This window comes from Occallatibacter riparius, assembly GCF_025264625.1.
Taxonomy (GTDB): domain Bacteria; phylum Acidobacteriota; class Terriglobia; order Terriglobales; family Acidobacteriaceae; genus Telmatobacter; species Telmatobacter riparius.
Window position 1 is genome coordinate 4,620,015 of record NZ_CP093313.1, and the last position, 19,696, is coordinate 4,639,710.

The window sequence follows — 19,696 nt, forward strand, 5'->3', positions numbered from 1 at the left end:
TGCGTTTTCCCTCCCGAACCCCAAGCTTGTCCTGCCGCTTCAGACAACCGAACTAGTCTTCGCAGCACCCGTCTGACCGCTCAGAACGCTGCGGATCGTGTCCGATCCAAATCCCAGCCCAACCAACTGCCACCAGAATCCGGTCGTGTTTTGATCCGCGGTGGAGATTGCCAACGCGCACAGCGGAACGAGCAAGACTGCACCGAGTTCGAATGTTTCGAAAATCACCCGGCGCACCGAATCTTTCCGCGCCGACTTTCTTCGTGAAGCATTCTCCACCTGAAGGTCGATTTCATACTGATAGATGAGAGGTCGATCCGAGCCCGGGTTCACCGTGACCGGTTTTCCTTCCCAGTAAAAGCGCACTTCGACGGGGCAGCTCCGCAGGAAGCTCTCGAAATAGTGATATACGTCCCAGCCTCTTTCCCGGTAATAGGAAGGCCTCGACTCATCCGACCGCGGGCTGGTTTCCGATGCATCCAAAACCGAGCCTGGTGACGCCGGCGGCAGGCTGTTTCCGGCGTCGCCGGCAGAAGAGGTTGTGACCGGTGCCTTCTCCGGTGTTCCACTCTGCAGCGTCCCGCTTTGGGCGCTGATCCGCCACTCACAGAGAATCTCTCTTCTCGCGGCGGCAGAATTAAAGGTGGGCCGCCTGAAACGTACGGACATCCGGACCCGCTCTCCGGATCCGACGCTTTGGGGATCGAGTTCGATTTGGGCCTCACCGGCCTGGAGCGCTTCAATCAGCGCCCGAGGATCGACCCCTTCCGCGAGTTGCCGAAGCAAGCTTCTCGCCTCATTCAAGTTGTCGAGCGCGGGCGTGGCCAGCCATGTAATGAGGCGGTCTCTGGCTCGAACCCAGTGGTCAGTAAAAGCGGCCGGCGCAAGAAACTCGAACTCCCGAATCAACTCCAGCGCAGAGATCTGCAGGTCGGCGCGCACCGTTCCGATTTCCTCAATCCATTTGCGGCCGTCGTCGCCATCTTTCGGTAGCGATTCGGGAAGAGGGAACGATGACGTCATGGGCTGCAGGTCGATTGGCAGCGTCAGCGTCAAGCCCGCGCCAGCGACAAACTTGAAATGGCCGCTGATGTTCTTCCACCGCTCAACCAAAGAGGTCTGAAATGCGCTCTTATCTTCCTCCGTGGGATCATTGAGAAGCTTGTCTGCCGACTCCAGTGTTTGCTGAATGAGAACCCAGTCCTCATCACGGAACTGAACGCTCTGCAGTGCTTCCGAAGCCAGGTCCAGATGCCGCTCGATGGCTGCGATCCTGGTGGGAGGCGCAAGCTCATTCGCAACCAGCAGGTGCAAACGGTTGAGCGAGGCATCCAGGCGCCTTACGTAATCGATCCGGCGCTTCAGCGTTGTGATTCCTGAAGAGACTCTCTGTTCAACAGAGGTGAATCCAGGGCTTATGACCGAAACAGCCTTCCGCAGCGTGTCCAGGCTGAGACGCTCGACCCTCAACTGCACTCTCAGCATGGAATCCACTTCGTCCGTGATGCCCCGGGTCACCTTCGCGACCTCGATCAACTCTTCGCGAAGCGATCGAAAGCGCCGGTAATTAGGAATGGCGACGCGGAGCAGCACAGACCCCAGAGCGCCAACCAGCAACCACACTGCGACCCAGAGGTAATTCACGGTTCTGCTTCTCAGGCCCAGTTTGAATTCGGTTTCGACCGGAATGTTCTGTTCGTCGATGACCTGCGGGGCCTTATCGCCCCCTGAAACATAGCGAAGCGTTAACACACCCTTCTGCTTCCCGCTTCGCGCCAGTCCCGCTGCCTTATCCACAAACCAGCCGTGAGGCGGCGAAGTTCGCAGCGACACTCCGGCGTACTGCGGCAACGAGAAGGAACTCCATTTGGCCACATCGGCACAATCAGACGATCCGCTTCGCGTTGGCGGCTTCGAAAATTGTTCGACCGAGAAGTCGCAGACATCCGTGCCGTCGAATCTCAGCCGAACGCTGACCGAGTCGTAGCCAATGCTTGTCGGATTGCGCAACACGAAGAGAAGATCCTGATCCTCGGACTGCACCTGCGGAAAGTTGTCGATTGCCAAGCCGGTCTTGATGATGCGCAGGGTATTGATTTTCGTTCCCTGGAAATAGACCGGCACTGTCGAAGTCCCAAACGGAATGCGTCCGCTTATAGTCGCCGTCACCGCCCATTTGTTCCCGGCCTTGAGAGCTTTCTGAACCTGAATGGAAGGGAGGATCTGAAGGTCAGGGGATTCCGTGCTTGCCAGGGGGCCGACGACAAAATCCTCCTGTTTGGGTTCATCCGCCGCTGACACCAGCAGAGTTTTCGAAAACGAGTTGAGATTCGCGGACAGAAGTACCGGCATATCAGGAGGAGTGCTCGCGTCCGATGGAACCGCCCGCGATGGGGCTTCTTGCGCGTTCTGGGCGCTCGCCTGGTGAACAGCCGAAAGCACGAGCAATACGCCAGCAAAGATCCGACACCCTCTGGCCATCGGCACGATCCTCCGATTGATTGGGCATTATCGCGGGGATGATTTGCGATCGAGCGCCAACATATCACAACGGAAGAGGCTCGGAAAACGGTGTTTATCGCCGGTAGTCGCACCGATATGCGCGAAACCATAGGTCGTCAAGTGCATATCGACAGAAGAAGTCCCGAAAGCGCGACCTCCAACAAATGGCCGCACCCCAACGCTGAGTCATCCCGACCGCACCCTGAACGAAGTGAAGGGGAAGTGGAGGGATCTGCGGTTGCCTCTGACGATCCCCAGCCAGCGTTACCTCCGAGTCGGCGACCACGCAGGAGTTACGCAACTAAAATTGCGACATGCCACATATTCGCGTAGAGATTGTAGAGTTTGTGGACTCTGGCCAGCCGGGGTGGGTCGCCTGTACGTTTCGCGATGCGGACGCTAAGCTGCATCGGATCATCGACAAGATACCGCTATTTACGGCAGAGAACCTCTGGAGTGATTCCACATATCCTCAGCCCGGAATAATTGAATGCCGCGTGCTTGAGAGGATACCGAGCCCAAGCGGGAACCTCGTGCGCATTAGCATCGAACCCTACCACTACGAGTTGACAGACGAACAATCAGAGTTCGTGATCAACGAGGCCGACCTTCATCCGGGGAGCGGTTGGCAATGAGCTAATTCGGCTGTTCCGAGCGAGGGACCCCCTACTCTTCCCCTACAATCCGGACCGCGAAGCGGCAGCGCCCCGGAGGGGCAGCGCGATAATAGCCCCGGATGAAGTCCGAGCGCACTGCGCGCGGACGCGAATTCGGGGAAACTGACCCTATACTCCTCTAAGCCCCGGAGGGGCGACAGAAATCAGCCCCCGCAGTCCGCATCGCGGCGTAACGGATCAATGCGGGTCGACGCCGAAAACACAAAGCCCCGGCGGGGGAACCGGGGCTTTGCACTCTGCTTAGGCGGGCACAGTCGCATGGGGGATGCCGCGCCATTCAACTCGATGCGCTTGGGGGAGGAGCATCGAGAACGCCTGCGACAAGAGACGCAGCAACCGGTAGATGGGATGCTCCCCGTTCAAAGATCATCCGCCCGACATATTCATGTCGCACGCGCAGGGTCGCCCCGCGCGGTGCCGGTTTTGGATGACCGGGGCCGTTTGGGGTGGGTTACCCGCAATATCATGTAGCTGCCATGCACACCCCATTTGATCCTGATTGGCTCGACCGGCGCATCAAGGAACGTACAGACCAGAGACTGGCAGACCGGCTAAGGAACAGAGATCCGAACGTCGTGTCTATCGACGCCACCCAGTTCGCCCGGCAACTCTCCGACCTATCAATGACGCTCATGCACAAAGTCGAGAGAGAAGCACCACAGAATGTTCCGCCTTCATTGGTTGTGGACACCGGGGTGATCCTGCGGCAATTGAACGAGACCTACAACCTGATACTGTTTGTTAACGCGGAGGACACTCGCTTTAGACAACCGGGATACCGTCTGCCATACAGCTTCGTCATCCTGCCACTGGTCCGCACCATGATTGATGGATTTTACAACTGCACCGCACTTCTGGATGACCCCTCACGGTGCCGCACGTTTCGCATCAGTGGGTACTACCGAGTCCGTGAGACACTTCTCGCCGATGAGGCTGCCCATGGTCATGATGCGAACTGGACGAGCTATCTGCAGGCTACCCGCACTCGGCTAGAGAACGGCCTGAGAGCAGAAAGCCTGACGCATGCAGACCTCGACAACAAGAGGAACAAGTGGCCGCTGCTGGGCGCGTATTTAGAGAGCACACCAGACACAGCCCACAAGCAGATGCTCCGGAAGCTGACGCTTGGTTTCTGGAAAGAGTATTCATCGATCTCGCATGCTAGCTTTGATGGACTTGCCAGCATGGTTCCCTTCATCTGCCCCGATAAAGTCAAACACGACGAGCGTGAGCTGTTCGATGACGTCGCCGATCGTCACATCGCGATGCATATTGGGCGCACAGCTGGCGTCCTGCTGTGCCTTCTTACGGATATCCAGCACTTCTTCAAATTTGATGGCGCCGACATTGACGGCAGGCTATCTAAGATCTGGGCAGCGATCATACCTATGCTTGAAGTACGCGAACTATTCGACTTCCGGTACAAAGACCTGCTCAAGCACCCATTGCCATAGATGATGCCTAACCAAGGGGTGACTACGAAGAACCGCGAGGCGAAAGCAAGGCGAATATGAAACAATCCTTGTCGAGGCGACAGGGCGATGCAGGAGCGCACATCTGCGGATGCTGCCGTCATCGATGAGAGCACTGCCGAAAGCATTGCCGCGATTGGCAAGCGCAAGATCGTTCACGTCGATATGGACGCGTTCTACGCTTCCGTCGAACAACGCGACGATCCCAGCCTGCGCGGACGCCCGGTGGTGGTCGCATGGAAAGGAAAGCGCTCCGTGGTCTGCGCCGCATCGTATGAGGCGCGACGGTACGGCGTTCGTTCCGCCATGCCGGCAGTGACCGCCGAGCGCCTGTGCCCCGCCGCTGTCTTCCTTCCTCCCGACTTCGTCCGCTACAAGGCGGTGTCGCAGGCTGTGCGCGCGATCTTCCAAAGGCACAGCGATGCGATCGAGCCTCTGTCGCTGGACGAAGCCTATCTGGATGTCACCGAAAACAAAATGGGACTTCCGACAGCTACGCTCGTGGCCAAAACGATCCGCCGGCAGATATGGGATGAACTCCATCTGACTGCATCGGCGGGCGTGGCTCCCAACAAGTTTCTCGCCAAGATTGCGTCGGACTGGCGCAAGCCAAACGGCCTCTTCGTCATTCAACCGCACGAGGCGCAGGCGTTCCTCATGACGCTGCCCGTGGGCCGCATCCCGGGCGTGGGGAAGGTGACGGAAGAGCGCATGGCCCGGGCAGGAATCAAGCTCGTCGGCGACATCTACACGATTCCGTTGGAGGCGCTCGAGCAATCGTTCGGAAGCTACGCGCAGCGACTCTACGAACTGGCCCGCGGGATCGACCACAACCCGGTGGTATCCAATCGCGTCCGCAAACAGATTTCGGCCGAGGATACGTTCCCGGAGGATATTCCTCTCAGCGCATGCGAACCCCACGTCCGCCGCCTCGCAGAGAGAATCTGGGCGGCCTCGCATGACAATAAGCGCGAGGCCAAGACAGTCGTGCTGAAGCTGAAGACCAAAGAGTTCCAGTCGCTGACCCGGAGCATGACACTGGGCGGTCCGGTCGAAAGCTGCGACGTGCTTGTCAGCATCGCCCTGAGCCTCTGCGCGAAGGTGGATCTCCCGGAGAAACAGCTCTTTCGCCTGGTGGGCGTGGGCCTCAGCAATTTCCGCTTGGAACGGGAAACGGATGCGGCGGCCGAAACGTCGGACGAGCCTGCCTTGATTCCATACGATCTAGGCGTGCTGCCGTCGGCGGCAGTCGGCGATACCGACGATCTGTGACGACCGGCACAGGAAAGAAGGTTCATATCCGCGCATAATCGTCCTCCTGCCCTCCGCGGCGGCAAGGGAGAGCTATGCCCATTCGTCCGAAATCCACCCCTTCTCCCTTGTCCCTTTGTCCCTCTGTCCCTTTGTCCCTCTGTCCCTTTGTCCCTCCCGTCCCCCCCCCCGCAGAGCGAGGGACTCGAATCTATCCGGGAGCAGCACCCCCCACCCCCCCACGCAGAGCGAGGGACTCGAATCTATCCGGGAGCAGCACCCCCCCACCCCCCCACGCAGAGCGAGGGACTCGAATCTATCCGGGAGCAGCACCCCCCCACCCCCCCCCGCAGAGCGAGGGACTCGAATCTATCCGGGAGCAGCACCCCCCCACCCCCCCCGCAGAGCGAGGGACTCGAATCTATCCGGGAGCAGCACCCCCCACCCCCCCCGCAGAGCGGCGCGCGCATGGGGCGAAATTTCCACTGAAATATTCGCCGTTTATTCGCCTATACTGGATGCATGTTCAACATCCCGTCAACCCGGCGCTCCGACTTTACGGTTCGCTGCAAGGGTTGCGGAGAGAACATCCCCGCCCCCGTCGAGACCTTGCCTGACACCTGGATCATCGCGGACTGCCCGCTGTGCCGCGAGAAGCGGCGCTACGTGCCGTCCGAGATCTTCAGGGGAGTTCTTTCTGCCCGGCTGGATGCCCGAGCAATGGCGAGGAGGCGCACAGCCTGATGGGCGAGATGAGACGAGCCATCGACCGGGAGCAGCAGGACAGGCAGAAGCTGCGGGACAGGTTTGCCAGCACGCTGGTAATCGCGGCGGCGATCATCGCAGCGGTGCGATTGGCAAGGGAGACTGACATCACCAAGCCGACCCCCCGGCTCCTTTCAGTGGTCGCGGACAGCGTGTCACTGGCACAGAGGATCCTGGACAGGATTGTGGGCTAATCGCGGTACATAACCGCGGGAATTGGCTCCCTGGCGCGCCACTCCTTCCAGCAGGTCCGGATGCCGACAAAGTGGTTGCAGCATTCCGGTTATCATGGCCATTAACTGATTTCATACAGCCTTGAGCGGAATTCCCGGCGTACCGGTGCGGACCGGCTTCGAGGCTTTGTTGCAAGGGGTTGCGCGGGTCATGTTCAAGAGGGTCCTGATCGCGGGTCTTGCCGCACTTGGTTCTTTCGCTGGCTCTTCAGGCTGTACGCACGTGAGCGACGCCAAGCAGAGCCAGTCGCCCACGCCTTTCATCGTCGTCGATCAGTTTGGTTATCTACCGGACGCAAAGAAGGTCGCCGTTGTCCGCGACCCGGCTAGCGGTTTCGACAGTCAAAGGCACTTTGCGCCCGGCAAGGTCTACCAGGTCGTCGACGTGAAGACTGGCACAGTCGTCTTCAAAGGGGCGCCCGTGGCCTGGCACGACGGCGCAGTCGATCCTTCCTCGGGGGACCGTGTTTGGCAGTTCGACTTTTCGCGGGTTGTGAAACCCGGGCGCTATCTCATACGGGACCAGCAGGCGGGGTATGATTCCGTACCCTTTTCGGTGGCTCCGAATCTCTACAAGCCGATCCTGGTGCAGGCCGTGCGCATGCTCTATTACCAGCGCGCCGGTTTTACCAAGGAGGCGCGTTATGCCGGCGCCGGCTGGGCAGACAAGGCGAGTCATATGGGGCCCGGACAAGACTCGGAAGCTCGGCTCTACAGCGCGAAGAGCGATAAGGCGACGGCGCGCGACCTGCACGGCGGATGGTATGACGCCGGGGATTTCAATCGCTATACCCGCTGGAGCGGTGACTATGTGGTGGGCCTTCTTCACGCTTATCACGAAAGCCCGTCAGCCTTTACCGACGACTTCAACATTCCGGAATCCGGGAACGGCATTCCCGATTTGCTTGATGAGGTCCAATGGGAGATTGAATGGCTGAAGCGCATGCAGAACGAGGATGGGTCGCTGCTCTCGGTGATCGGATCCGCGTCGGGAAGCCCGGCTTCGGCGGCTACGGGGCGCAGCTTCTATGGGCCGGCGACGACCTCAGCGACTTATGCGGGCGCAGAGGCCTTTGCCTACGCGGCCAAGACCTACGGGCAGTTTCCGGCCCTCACGGCATTTGCCGATGATCTGAGGGTGCGGGCGATCAAGGCCTGGGGATGGGCCCAGGCCCATCCGCACGTGCTCTTTTACAACAACGATCCGCGCGATCATTCTGTCGGGCTTGCGGCGGGGCAGCAGGAGGTCGACGATTACGGACGCGAGATGGGAGCCATAGCCGCGGCCGTGTACCTCTTCGACCTGACCGGAGAGACGATCTACCGCGACTATGTCGACGCGCATTACCGCGACAATCAGATCTTCACAGAGCATCGCACGCTCGATTTCGACTACGTGCAAACAGCACCTTTGGTCTACTATGCGAGCCTGACTGGGGCGACGCCGTCGGTTTCGTCTGCCATCAAGACCGAGTTTGCCAGAGGGTTTGAAAACGACGGTTGGAAGGCCGCGGAGAGCGATCCCTACCGGGCCCATATTTCAGCGTATGTCTGGGGCAGCAACGCGACCAAATCCAACCACGGGGACATTTTCGGCGATGAAGCGCTTTATGGCCTGGGCAGCCACAGCGCGGCCGAGGCGACGAACGCCGCGGCGGATTATCTGCACTATATCGATGGGGTCAATCCACTCGGCAAGGTTTATCTGTCGAACATGAAGGCGTTCGGCGCGAGCAATTCGGTGGACGGTTTTTACCACACCTGGTTTACCCACGGCAGTGCGCTTTGGGGCAGCGTAAGCGGCTCGAAATTCGGCCCTCCGCCCGGCTACCTCGTGGGCGGCCCCAACCCTGGCTACACCTGGGCGAAGGGGTGCCCGGGCATCGACCGCCACTGTGGGCAGACGCCGCCTTCGCCCCCAGTTGGTCAGGCGCCACAGAAGGCCTATGCAGATTTCAGCGATGGCTGGCCCCTCGATTCCTGGGAAGTTACTGAGCCGTCAATCTCCTACCAGACCGCCTATATCCGGCTCCTGGCCAGGTTCGTTCGGTAGAGCGCCGAGTCAAGCGTGGCTGTTGAACCAATCGATTTCTATCTTGCTCAAGTTTGCTGTGGCGGTGGTGAGAATTTTGCTCGGGGATGGGAATTGGGCGAGAATAAAGCGAAGCAGAAAGTGAAGATATGAGTTTGCCGCGTACGCCCGAGCCACCGTTTATTGACGTCCCTGGAGCACTCGACGAGATTCGCGCGGGGCGGATGGTTGTGGTGGTCGACGACGAGGACCGGGAGAATGAGGGCGACCTGACGCTTGCCGCCGAGTTCGTGACGCCGGAGGCCATCAATTTCATGGCCCGCTATGGGAGGGGCCTGATCTGCCTTACGCTGACGGAGGAGCGCGCCGACTACCTGCGGCTGTTCCCGATGACGCGGCAGAATTCGTCGCGGTTCGGTACTGCGTTTACGGAGACAATCGAGGCCCGCGAGGGCGTTACGACGGGGATCTCGGCTGCCGACCGTGCGCACACTGTTCGTGTCGCGATTGACGAGGAGTCGACTGCGGCCGACCTGGCACGGCCGGGGCATATCTTTCCTTTGCGGGCGCGCCGTGGAGGCGTGCTGGTGCGTGCGGGACAGACGGAGGCTTCAGTCGATCTAGCGCGCATGGCGGGGCTGAATCCTTCGGGCGTGATCTGCGAAATCATGCGCGACGACGGCGAGATGGCAAGGGTGCCCGACCTGATTCCGTTCTGCCGCGAGCACGGGCTGCGGATTCTTACGGTGGCCGAGCTGATCCGGTACCGGCTGCGCCACGAGCGCTACATCGTGAGAGCGGGCGAAACTCGCGTGAATACTCGCTACGGCGAGTTCCGCATGATCGCCTACGAGTCGGAAGTGAATGGTGGGGAGAGCCACATCGCTCTGGTACGTGGCGATCTGTGCCCGGGCGGATGTCCCGCGTTCATTGCCGGGCCGGCAGGAATGCCGGGCGAGGCGAACTATCGGCCGCCGTGCTGCCATGCCGTGCTGGTGAGGGTACATACGCGTTGCACTGCCGGCGATGTTTTCGGGGCTGACTGCCACTGCCGCGAGACGCTGGACCAGTCGATGCGGATGATCGCCGAGGAAGGCTGCGGCGCCATTATTTATCTGCACAACACCTCGCGCGGCTTCGATATTGAGCACTCACCGGCCAAGGCGTTCGAGGCAGGCGGGGTGGTTCCGCCGTCGAAGGTGGATCCGGTGCAGCCGGGGCAGATCATCCTCCACCAGGAGCTGCGGTCGCGCGAAGGCGCCCAGGACCGATCGGGGCGAATACTGCGCGCGATCGGGCTCGGCGGACAGATCCTGTCGGATCTCGGCATTCAGCGGATTCGGTTGCTGTCGAATACGCCGATGCATATCCCCGCGCTGGAGGGGTTCGGGCTGGAGATTGTGGAGCAGGTGCCGATTCCGCTGGAGACGCCGGGCAAGGCTGCTAAAGCAGAGGCGGCGGTTGCCGATCCCTGGTCAGTGATCGAGGAGTAGCAGGTCCCTGGCCGCGAGCCATCAGCCGTCAGCCATCAGTTTGACTCTACTGTGATTCAGATCACCGGGAAGGGTGCCGAGCGCGTCCTTGTGCTCGCTTTTGCACTATTGTTGGTGCAGTGACGGGGGTGGGGGTACCCCTTCGGCTGGTACGGTCGCCCGGTTTGGCAAAGTGGCAGAGTCCCCGGTGGATGCCCGTCCGCTCCATTGGTGAGGGAGGGGGGGGAGGGGGGGTACCGCTCCTGCTCCGTCGCGGTACCGCTGCGATGTCTGCTGGCGATGGCCCGGGGGGGAGGGGGGTACCCCTTTCGGATGGTGGGGTCGCTCGGTTTGGCAAAATGGCAGTGACCCCCGGTGGATGCCTGTCCGCTCCATTGGTGGGGAGGGGGTGGGGGTGCCGCTCCTGCTCGGTTGCGGTACTGTTGCGATGGTCGGCTGGCGATGGCCCCCGGGGGGGGGAGGGGGGTACCCTCGGTCTGAATGGTCGCCCGGTGTGCCGGAGCGGCAGAGGCCCTGCGGCTCGGGAGAGGGAGGGGGCCCCGCTGTGCGCTTGCCGATGGGTTTGGGAGTGGATGTCAGACAAAATGGGCATAACTCTCCCTTGCCGCCGCAAGCAGCAGGAAGCGATTATGCGCCGATGTGAACTCCGGTTCTGTGCTGGCTGTCACGGGTATGAGGACCTGCCAAGTCTCCGGCCACGGCAGGTCGGAGGGTGATGAGTTGTTCGGGAGGTTTGGGTTTGTCAGTGGTGCGAGCACCCCTCCCAGGTCTCCAAAAACGGGAGACCTGGGGTACCCCTCGTAAGCCGACTGCAATGACCGGGGATGTGGGCCACCCGCCCGCGCAGTTCGATGTAGGCCAATCACCGAAATAGGGTGACGCTCTTTCAAAATCATTGGGATATCCACTGCTGCTTGAGGCGCAGATAGCCCTATTCAGTTCGCAATGCTTGAACTGGATCGATGCGCGACGCCCTCCACGCCGGAATCAGGCAAGCCAGCACCGCCACGGCCACCAGCATCGACGCTGCCGCTGCAAATGTCGTTGGATCCAGTGGCCGCGTTCCGTACAGCATCGACCTAAGCAGTCGCGTAGCCAGAGCGCTGGCTGCCACGCCAAAGACGAGTCCCACGATTGCAGGCCGCAGCCCCTCGACGAGGACAAGCCGCAGGAGCTGCGATCGCTGTGCGCCCACTGCGATGCGCAGACCGATATCCGGCGTCCGCTGCGTGGTCAGGTACGAGAGCACTCCATACAGGCCCACCGCCGCCAGCAGAAGTGAAAGCGCCGCAAAGGCGAGCACCAGGTTGGACGCGAATCCCTGGCTCGCCGAATTCTTGCCGAGAATCTGGTCCATGGTCAGCGCGTTGTAGACGGGCAGCTCCGGTTCGAGCGCCGAAATCTGTCGCTGGATTGGCATCGACATCGTGAGCGGATCGGCGGAAGTGTATGCAACGATGGTCGCCTCCGAAGTGCGATCCGGAATGCCGGAGAGAATCGGAAAGTACATTGTCGGTCGAATCGGCTTGGTAGTGTCATTGACCGTGTCGCCGACTTCACCGAGGATCTCGTAAACTTCAGGCTTCGTGTCCCAGTCCACGCGGACATGCTTGCCGACCGGGTCGTTGCCCGCCAGATACTGATCGACGAACGTCTTGCTCACAACGATGTAGTGGTCGTTGCTGAGCCGCTCGTGTTCCGTGAAGACGCGGCCGCGCAGGAGGGGAATCTGCATCACGCTGAAGTACTGCGGGTCGGCAGTGAAAATGGCGGCTTCGTACTGAAGGCTGTAGCTGGGTGCGGGCCGCTCGAGAACACTGAATACCCGGTCAAATGAGAAGCCCGCGCCTGGTGGCACCGAAACTAATGCCGCGCCGCGCACGCCAGGCAGGCGCCGCAGGCGCTCTAGCAACGCCTCGTGAAAGCGCACGATCTTTTCGCGCGTATCGTACTGGATCTCCGGCAGGCCGAACTTCATGGTGATCACGTGATCGATGCGGCACCCGAGATCGGTCGTGCGCAGATGGAGGAAGCTCTTGAAGAGCAGGCCGGCCGAGATCAACAGGACAACAGTAAGGGCGATTTCCACTGTCAGCATCGTCTTGCGCAGCCGCGCCCGCGCGCCGCTCGCGCCCACCATGCGCGTCGAATCGCGCAGCCCCGAAAGCAGACCTCTTCCGGTAGACGAAATTGCGGGCACAAGGCCAGCCAGCAGTGCCGCGGCTGCCACGATCGCCAGCGTAAACGTCAGAACCCACGCATCCACATGCACGGATTCGGCGCGCGGCAGGTTGCGCCAGTGCGCCGCGAGCCAGTAAGTGGAAGCCAGCGACAGCAGCAGGCCCAGTGCTCCGCCGGCCAGACAGATCAGCAAACTCTCAGTCATCTGCTCGCAGATAAGAACTATACGGCTGCCGCCCAGCGCGCCGCGGACTGCAACCTCCCTGCGCCGCGTAGCCGACCGCGCCACCAGTAGATTGGTAAGGTTCAGGCAGGCAATGAGCAGCATGCAGCCTACCGCGCCCAGCAGCACCAGCAGAGGCGTGCGCACATTCTTGGCCAAGTCGTCGATCATCGGCCTCCACCACACGTCTTCAGCTACTGGCTTCGACGCGTTGGCCAGGTGGATCTGATACTGCAGCGCGCTCACCTCGCGCGTCGCCGCCGCTGCGCTCACACCCTGTTTGAGCCGTGCCACTACCGTGCTCTGATGGTCGGCGTGGCCGTAGTCGCCCGGCGAGAAAGTCTGCCAATACGGCAGCCAGAATTGAATCCTTGCATCGGGATACGTAAACCAGCTCGGCAGCACGCCGATCACCGTGGTGGGTTTCGTGTCCAGATGAACCTGCTTGCCGATGATCGACGGATCGCCGGCAAAGCGCCGCTGAAAAATGCTCCACGTCAGCAGCACAACGGGCTGCCCTTCCGGCTGGTCTTCAGCGTCAGTAAAGGTACGCCCCAATACCGGCGACACGCCCAGCAGCGGAAAGAGATTGGCCGTTCCTGCGGCGCTCTGCACAACTTCAGGCAGCTCACTCTGCACGCCTGAGATGATGCCTCCGTAGCCGCGCATGGCGGCCATGTCTTCAAAGCTGTGGGTTTGCGCGCGCCAGTCGCGGTAGTCGCCGGCGGCCACGGTATTAAACCCATCCCCGCGTTGGTCGTGGCGAAAATGATCGTAGAGCATCACCAGCCTGCCGGGATCGCGAAACGGTAGCGGCCTCAGAAGTACAGCTCGCACAATGGTGAACAGCGATGTAGTTGCGCCGATACCGAGCGCCATCACCAGCACCGACACAATCGAGAAACTCGGCGAGCGCCACAACGTGCGTGCGCCATATTTCAGATCGCGCACCAAGCGCTCGAGCCAGTTCCACGTCCAAACGGCGCGCGTCTGCTCGCGAATCACCGTGGGATTGCCGAAGGCGCGCATGGCCGCAAAACGGGCCTCTTCCGCGGACACGCCTCGTTCCCGCTGCTCTTCCTCTTCCAGCTCAAGGTCGCACTGGAGTTCCCTCGCCAGCTCCTCATCCCGCTGCTTCCGGCGCCACCATCGCATATCAGCTCTCCTCGGGCGCAGGCCACATCACGCGCGCGACCGCCTCCGCCATCTGCTTCCACTGCGATTCTTCAACCAACAACTGTTTGCGGCCTCGCGGAGTTAACCGGTAGTACTTGAATTCTCGATTCCGGTCTGGAGCGGTTTCCCACTTCGCAGTGACCCAACCCCTTTTCTCCAGCCTATGGAGGGCGGGATAAAGAGAACCGTGCTGCATCTGAAGGAAATCATTGGTGGTCCGCTGAATGTGTTTCCCAATCTCGTGGCCATGGGCGGCGCCGGAGAGCAGCGTTCGGAGGATCAACATGTCGAGTGTGCCCTGAAGAAGACCGTTTCGTTTTTCCATAGAAGACAGACTACCCTCAACTGTGGGTGATGGTAGACATCCGACCATCGCCCCGTCAAGGACGGCGTTGTGAAATGGCGAGAACCTGCTTGAACCAGGAAGCCCGGGGATGGGCCAAGCCAAAGCCATGGATTGAGCGGCCGTTGATCCCTTCCTGGTTGGCCAAGACGGGAGCCGTTTCGCTTTCGCCAATCGCGGCATCTTAGTCTATAAGCGGTATTTACCTGATGTGGTCGATTTAGAATCGGTAGCGATCTGTTTTGTCTGGCCGCGCAAGCTCGGCGGGGACTCACAAGGTCACTGAACCGATCCATTTCCCGGCGCCGAGTGCATCGGACGCCAAGGAGCCCCATGCCAGCTACCACGAATGACTCATTGCACAAAGGAATTTGCTCTACCGGCCTGCAAGGGCTGGACGCCATCATCAATGGCGGTCTGCCGAGCAATTGCTTCTACCTCGTCCAGGGTGACCCCGGCTCGGGCAAGACAACTCTGGCGCTGCAGTTCTTGTTTGAGGGGCGGCGGCGCGGGGAGCCGGTCTTGTACATCACGCTTTCCGAGACAAGGGACGAGCTCGAGAAGGTCGCTACATCCCATGGTTGGTCTCTGGAAGGCATCCCGCTGCTGGAGTTTTCGGCTATCGAATCGCTGACTCAGCCTGAATCGCAGACTACGGTGTTTCATGCTGCTGAAATGGAGCTGAGCAAGGTGACGAAGTTGCTGCGGGACGAGATTGCCAAACATCGGCCTAAGCGCCTGGTTTTCGACTCGCTTTCGGAGTTTCGCCTCCTGGCCGAAACGCCCCTTCGTTACCGCCGGCAGTTGCTGAATCTGAAGCAGGATCTGGCGAGGCAGGGCAGCACGGTGCTGCTGCTCGACGACAAGATGGACAGCAACCGTATTGGCAGCGACCCGCACGTGCTGAGCCTCACGCACGGCGTGATCGAGATGGAGCAGCTGTCGCCCGACTACGGCAAGTCGAGGAGGCGGTTACGGGTGATGAAGATGCGAGGTGTCGGCTTCAGCGAGGGGTATCACGACTACATCATCGAGACGGGCGGCATTCGGGTTTTCCCGCGCCTGATAGCTGCGGATCATCATGTGGATTTCAAGCAGGAGTCAGTGAGCAGCGGGTGCGCTCCTCTGGACGAGTTGCTGGGTGGCGGATTGGACCGCGGCACAACGGCATTGATCATGGGTCCGGCGGGGACGGGCAAATCCACGCTGGCGCTTCAGTACGCGTGCAGCATGGCAGAGCGCGGAGAGCACAGTCTCCTGTTCACGTTCGACGAAACCCGCCAGACCATGCTGGCGCGTGCGGATGCGCTTGGACTTGGGCTGGTGGAGCACATTCGGAATGGTCTCATCCAGGTGCAGCAGGTCGACCCTGCGGAGATTTCTCCAGGAGAATTTGCGGGGCGAATTCAGGACGGGGTGGAAAAGGGAGCCAGGATGGTCGCGATCGACACGCTGAACGGCTACCTTAATGCGATGCCGGGCGAGCAATATCTGGCCAACCAACTCCATGAACTTTCAGCGTATCTGAATCAGCAGGGTATTCTGACGATCTTTACTCTCGCCCAGCATGGCGTGGTGTCTACTCTTGAGTCTCCGGTCGACCTTAGTTACCTGGCCGATACGGTGCTGAGTTTGCGCTACTTTGAGTCTGCAGGCGCAATGAAGAAGGCAATTGCCGTGATGAAGAAGCGTAGCGGTCGCCACGAGCAAACCATTAGGGAGTTTGCGCTTCGGACGGGAAAGGGTATCCGCATTGGCGGGCCTCTGACGGAGTTCCAGGGCATACTCACGGGTGTGCCTCAGTTTCGCGGCAGCTTAGAACAGATCATGCAGCGTAATGATGGAGAGTAGCCAAGTCGACGAGCGCGTCCTGATCCTCGCACCGGTCGGGAGGGATGGGCCGGCTATGGCGGCATTGCTGATGGGGCATGGCTTTGCGGCTGTGGTGTGCGAGAGCTCGGCGGAACTGCGCGCGAGCATGACGGAAGGGGCAGGGGCGCTGCTTCTGACTGAGGAGGCGCTTGAACTGGCGCGGCTTCCGGAGTTGCTGGAGCGGTTGCAAGCGCAGCCTTCGTGGTCCGAGCTGCCGCTCATCATCCTGACCCATGGGGGCGAGTCCCGCCGGGGACGCCTGCTCGATACAGTGGCCGCGGCAGCGGGGGGAATTTCGGTGCTGGAGCGCCCCATTGGCACAGCCACGCTGGTGCGCGCGGTTGAAGTGGCTGTGCGCAGTCGGCGGCGGCAGTACCAGGTGCGCAACTTGCTCGTTGAGAGCGCCAAGCAGATTGCGGAGCTGAAGGAGAACGAGCGCACAATTCGATTTCAGGAGGAGCGGCTGCGCAAGGTGGAAAAGCTGGCGGCAGCAGGGCAGTTGGCCGCGTCGCTGGCGCACGAGATCAACAATCCGCTTGCGGCGGTCACAAATGCGCTCTACATTCTGCAGAACTATTCGGAGCTGCCGGAGGAGACCAACTCGCTGGTAAATACGGCGGCGAGCGAGATTGCGCGGGTCTCAAGGATCGTGAAGCAGAGTCTCTCGTATTACCGTGTGGACCGATCTCCGAAAGAAGTAGATCTGGCGCAGATTCTGGAGGAGTCGCTGCGCATCTTCGAGGAGAAGTTCCGCAAGTCGGATCTGCAGGTGCGCGCGAGGATTCGTCCGCACATTACGATTCTTGGATTTGGAGACGAGATCCGGCAGGCGATCGACAACCTGCTGCTCAACGCGGTGGAGGCGACGCCCAAAGGAGGGCGGCTTGCGGTCTCGTTGCGGTGGTCGCGGGACAGGAAGGACGAGAGCCAGCCGGGGATCGCGCGGCTGACGATTGCGGATACGGGCCTGGGGATCTCCAGGGAGCAGCGTTCGCGGCTGTTCGAGCCGTTCTTCACGACGAAAGCGGAGAAGGGCAACGGGCTGGGGTTGTGGGTGGTGCGCGGCATTGTGACCAAGCATGAAGGCAGCATCAGGATTTGGAGCTCAACGAGGGAGAGCTGCCGGGGGACGGCGGTCTCGATTCTGTGGCCGCTTCAGCAAAAGGGTGCCGCGGCGGTAGCGCAGCCGGTGAATGTGGTCGCGCACGGGAAGTGATGGGCGGACGCCAGCCATGAGAGCCGCCGGACGCCCGCCGCCCATGAGTAGTAGCGTGCCTCCCGGCAGGACTTTGCTGTGGGCGCAGCGGGTCACCTGATGCCGGCGCTGCCGTTGTGGTGCTCGTCATTCCTCCACAAGCTGCCGGACAAGGTAGGCATCGCGCCAGGAGCTTATCGGTCCCGGCGCGATGGTTCATTGCGGCAGTTCCTAAGTCGATTGCTCCACGGCGAGGGCCGCGGCGGCCGGCGTATCCGTGGCATCCTCGGCGGGCCCGAAGGTCGGAAGATAGCTGCCGAAGTTCAGTTCGAAATCGCTTCGAACACCGTAACCGACGCCACGGAGCTTGGCGCGGCGCGCCTGCGCAGTGGGCCACGCCAAGGTTGGGAAGAACAGGTCGTTACTCGACTGAAGCTCGGCGGCTGTCGGCATTGCGAATCGATTGATCTGAGCCTTTGCTGCTCCGAGGGCTTCGCGGTCGAACGAAGCGAGGCGGCCGACCATGTTGTCGACAAAAGAGTCGAGGTCGTCATCATCGAGCGTGCGGTTGACCCAGCCATAGCGCTCGACGATATCGGCATCGAAATCATCGCCGCTCAGCACGATCTCGAGTGCGCGCGAGCGGCCGACGATGCGCGGCAGCCATTCCAGCGCTCCTCCGCCCGGGACTAATCCGACACCGACTTCGGGATTGCCGAAGATAGCGTTTTGCCGGCTGGCAAAGCGCATGTCGCAGGCCAGGATAAATTCGTTGCCGATGCCGCGGGTGCGGCCGCGAACCTTGGCAATGCTCACGACCGGCGAGGATGAGAGGCGTAGTACAAAATCGCGCCAAAGATCCAGCGTCTCCCGTCTTTCAGCTGCCTTGCCCACGTCGAGGTGAGCGATGAAGAAGTCGGGATTCTCCGACTGGAAGACTATGACTCTAACGTGCGGGTCCGTCTCGATCTCGCTCATGAGCGTCCGCAATTCGTCGATGGTTGCTGGGATGAACATGTTGACGGGCGGATTGCTGAAGGTGATGGTCCAGTGACTCGGGTGTGTGCGGTCGATGTTGAACTGCGCAATTTCAGGCATGGCGCATCTCCCTCCTTTTTAGGGAAGAACTCGGTGCAGTGCGTGGAGTAATTCCGGTCCCGCGGCAGTTGTTCTATTGCGGCAGCGTCGCGCCGGATTGTTCCGCAACCATGTAAGCGGCGTACCAGTCCGCCCAGTTTTCATCTCGCTGGCCCAGGCGTTTCTCATGCTCGCCGTGAGCGGCCTCCGCGCGCCGGAATGCGCCGGCTAAATCGGTGGCCGAAGCGAAGCTCGTGGCTGTGGAATCGATACGGCCGGGGAGCCGTGCTGTGATTTCCTGGAAGATCCAGCCGTTTCCGTCGGGATCGCTGAAGGAGGCGAAGGAGCGGTAGCTGCGACGCTCAGGGTCAGCACCGTTTACCCGAATGCGTCCGAAGAGGTACGGCTCGTCCGGTCCTGCATAGACGTTCTCGCCGCCATGGAACACTTCTCCGACGGCGATGCCGCGCCGCAGAAGATTTTTGCGCGCAGCCTCAATGTCGGTGACGATCAGGTAAAGACCCTGCGCGGAGCCGGGAGCCGCTGCCGTGACATTTTTGCCGAAGATGACGGAGCACCCGGACCCGGGCGGCGTGAACTGGATTACGCGAAAGTCGCTGCCATTGTCGTAGTCGGCATCCAATCGCCAACCGAGCTTCGCGTAGAACTCTTTGGCGCGATCGATGTCGGAGACCGGAATCACAACGATTTCGAACTTCATATCGACTTGCTGAACGCTCGCTACGCCGGCAGCGTCATCAGCCTGGACTTCGTATGTCGCATCTGCCATGTGATTTTCTCCTTTTGTTCATTTCCTTCGGTAGGCCCCAGCAGCGGAGCAAGGGCACAAGAGTGCAACTACCGCTAAAGGCTGAGGTTAGATAAACGATTGAAACCGTATGCTGAACGGTCTGTTTGCTTCCCGTTAACGAGAACTGAATTGATCAGGATTTAGGCGTTCTTTTGCCGAGGAATTCTGTCAATGCTCAGGCCCTGAAGGGTGCCTCCTCGTGCGGGGCGGCTGGGCGAGAGCGCGTTGTTCGGAAGGGAATCGAGAAATCGGGTTTGCCGATCTCTGCCGGGGGCCCTGCATCTTGCAACTGACGTGATGGCGTGCACGGGAAGCCGAACGTGACCGAGTATAAACCGATGATGCCTGCGCGAGCCAGCAATTACGCGGTTAAAAAGTCACACAGCACGTGGA

At 60.7% G+C, this 19,696-nt stretch carries 14 protein-coding genes; 9 read left to right on the forward strand and 5 right to left on the reverse strand.

Annotated features, from left to right (window positions below; all coding sequences use genetic code 11):
* Positions 1-39 precede the first annotated feature (39 nt).
* Complete coding sequence (locus MOP44_RS18745) at positions 40-2,481, reverse strand: hypothetical protein (RefSeq protein ID WP_260791776.1); 2,442 nt, start codon at positions 2,479-2,481, stop codon at positions 40-42.
* Between the two features lie 335 nt (positions 2,482-2,816).
* Between MOP44_RS18745 and MOP44_RS18750 the strand changes: the two genes are divergently transcribed.
* From MOP44_RS18750 to ribB, 7 genes are all read left to right on the forward strand, one after another.
* Positions 2,817-3,137 (forward strand): hypothetical protein, encoded by a 321-nt coding sequence (locus MOP44_RS18750; RefSeq protein WP_260791777.1) that lies wholly within the window; start codon positions 2,817-2,819, stop codon positions 3,135-3,137.
* 518 nt (positions 3,138-3,655) lie between these two features.
* Positions 3,656-4,633 (forward strand): hypothetical protein, encoded by a 978-nt coding sequence (locus MOP44_RS18755; protein ID WP_260791778.1) that lies wholly within the window; start codon positions 3,656-3,658, stop codon positions 4,631-4,633.
* An 87-nt stretch (positions 4,634-4,720) separates the two neighbouring features.
* Positions 4,721-5,923 (forward strand): DNA polymerase IV, encoded by a 1,203-nt coding sequence (dinB, locus tag MOP44_RS18760; protein ID WP_260791779.1) that lies wholly within the window; start codon positions 4,721-4,723, stop codon positions 5,921-5,923.
* Positions 5,924-6,424: 501 nt separating this feature from the next.
* Positions 6,425-6,646 carry a hypothetical protein gene (locus MOP44_RS18765; RefSeq protein ID WP_260791780.1) on the forward strand — a complete coding sequence of 74 codons (222 nt, stop codon included), beginning with the start codon at positions 6,425-6,427 and terminating at the stop codon, positions 6,644-6,646.
* Entirely contained in the window at positions 6,646-6,861 is a 216-nt protein-coding gene (locus tag MOP44_RS18770) for a hypothetical protein (RefSeq protein ID WP_260791781.1), read from the forward strand. Before MOP44_RS18765 ends, MOP44_RS18770 begins: the two co-directional genes overlap by 1 nt.
* A gap of 190 nt (positions 6,862-7,051) precedes the next feature.
* Positions 7,052-8,953, forward strand: coding sequence for a glycoside hydrolase family 9 protein (locus MOP44_RS18775; protein WP_260791782.1), 1,902 nt, complete (start codon positions 7,052-7,054; stop codon positions 8,951-8,953).
* 128 nt (positions 8,954-9,081) lie between these two features.
* Entirely contained in the window at positions 9,082-10,425 is a 1,344-nt protein-coding gene (ribB, locus tag MOP44_RS18780) for a 3,4-dihydroxy-2-butanone-4-phosphate synthase (protein ID WP_260791783.1), read from the forward strand.
* Between the two features lie 931 nt (positions 10,426-11,356).
* Here the strand turns inward: ribB and MOP44_RS18785 are convergent.
* Positions 11,357-13,984 carry an ABC transporter permease gene (locus MOP44_RS18785; protein WP_260791784.1) on the reverse strand — a complete coding sequence of 876 codons (2,628 nt, stop codon included), beginning with the start codon at positions 13,982-13,984 and terminating at the stop codon, positions 11,357-11,359.
* Between the two features lies 1 nt (position 13,985).
* Entirely contained in the window at positions 13,986-14,330 is a 345-nt protein-coding gene (locus tag MOP44_RS18790) for a PadR family transcriptional regulator (RefSeq protein ID WP_260791785.1), read from the reverse strand.
* Between the two features lie 351 nt (positions 14,331-14,681).
* On the opposite strand from MOP44_RS18790, the gene MOP44_RS18795 reads away from it, so the two are divergent.
* The gene (locus MOP44_RS18795) at positions 14,682-16,199 is read left to right on the forward strand and encodes an ATPase domain-containing protein (RefSeq protein ID WP_260791786.1); all 1,518 of its coding nucleotides are present in this window, start codon (positions 14,682-14,684) and stop codon (positions 16,197-16,199) included.
* Positions 16,186-17,436 (forward strand): sensor histidine kinase, encoded by a 1,251-nt coding sequence (locus MOP44_RS18800; RefSeq protein ID WP_260791787.1) that lies wholly within the window; start codon positions 16,186-16,188, stop codon positions 17,434-17,436. The genes MOP44_RS18795 and MOP44_RS18800 overlap by 14 nt, the downstream gene beginning before the upstream one ends.
* A gap of 210 nt (positions 17,437-17,646) precedes the next feature.
* Here MOP44_RS18800 and MOP44_RS18805 read toward each other — a convergent pair whose 3' ends face one another.
* Together MOP44_RS18805 and MOP44_RS18810 are read right to left on the reverse strand one after the other, a co-directional pair.
* Complete coding sequence (locus tag MOP44_RS18805; protein ID WP_260791788.1) at positions 17,647-18,513, reverse strand: enoyl-CoA hydratase/isomerase family protein; 867 nt, start codon at positions 18,511-18,513, stop codon at positions 17,647-17,649.
* Positions 18,514-18,586: 73 nt separating this feature from the next.
* Positions 18,587-19,282 (reverse strand): VOC family protein, encoded by a 696-nt coding sequence (locus MOP44_RS18810; RefSeq protein ID WP_260791789.1) that lies wholly within the window; start codon positions 19,280-19,282, stop codon positions 18,587-18,589.
* Positions 19,283-19,696 lie beyond the last annotated feature (414 nt).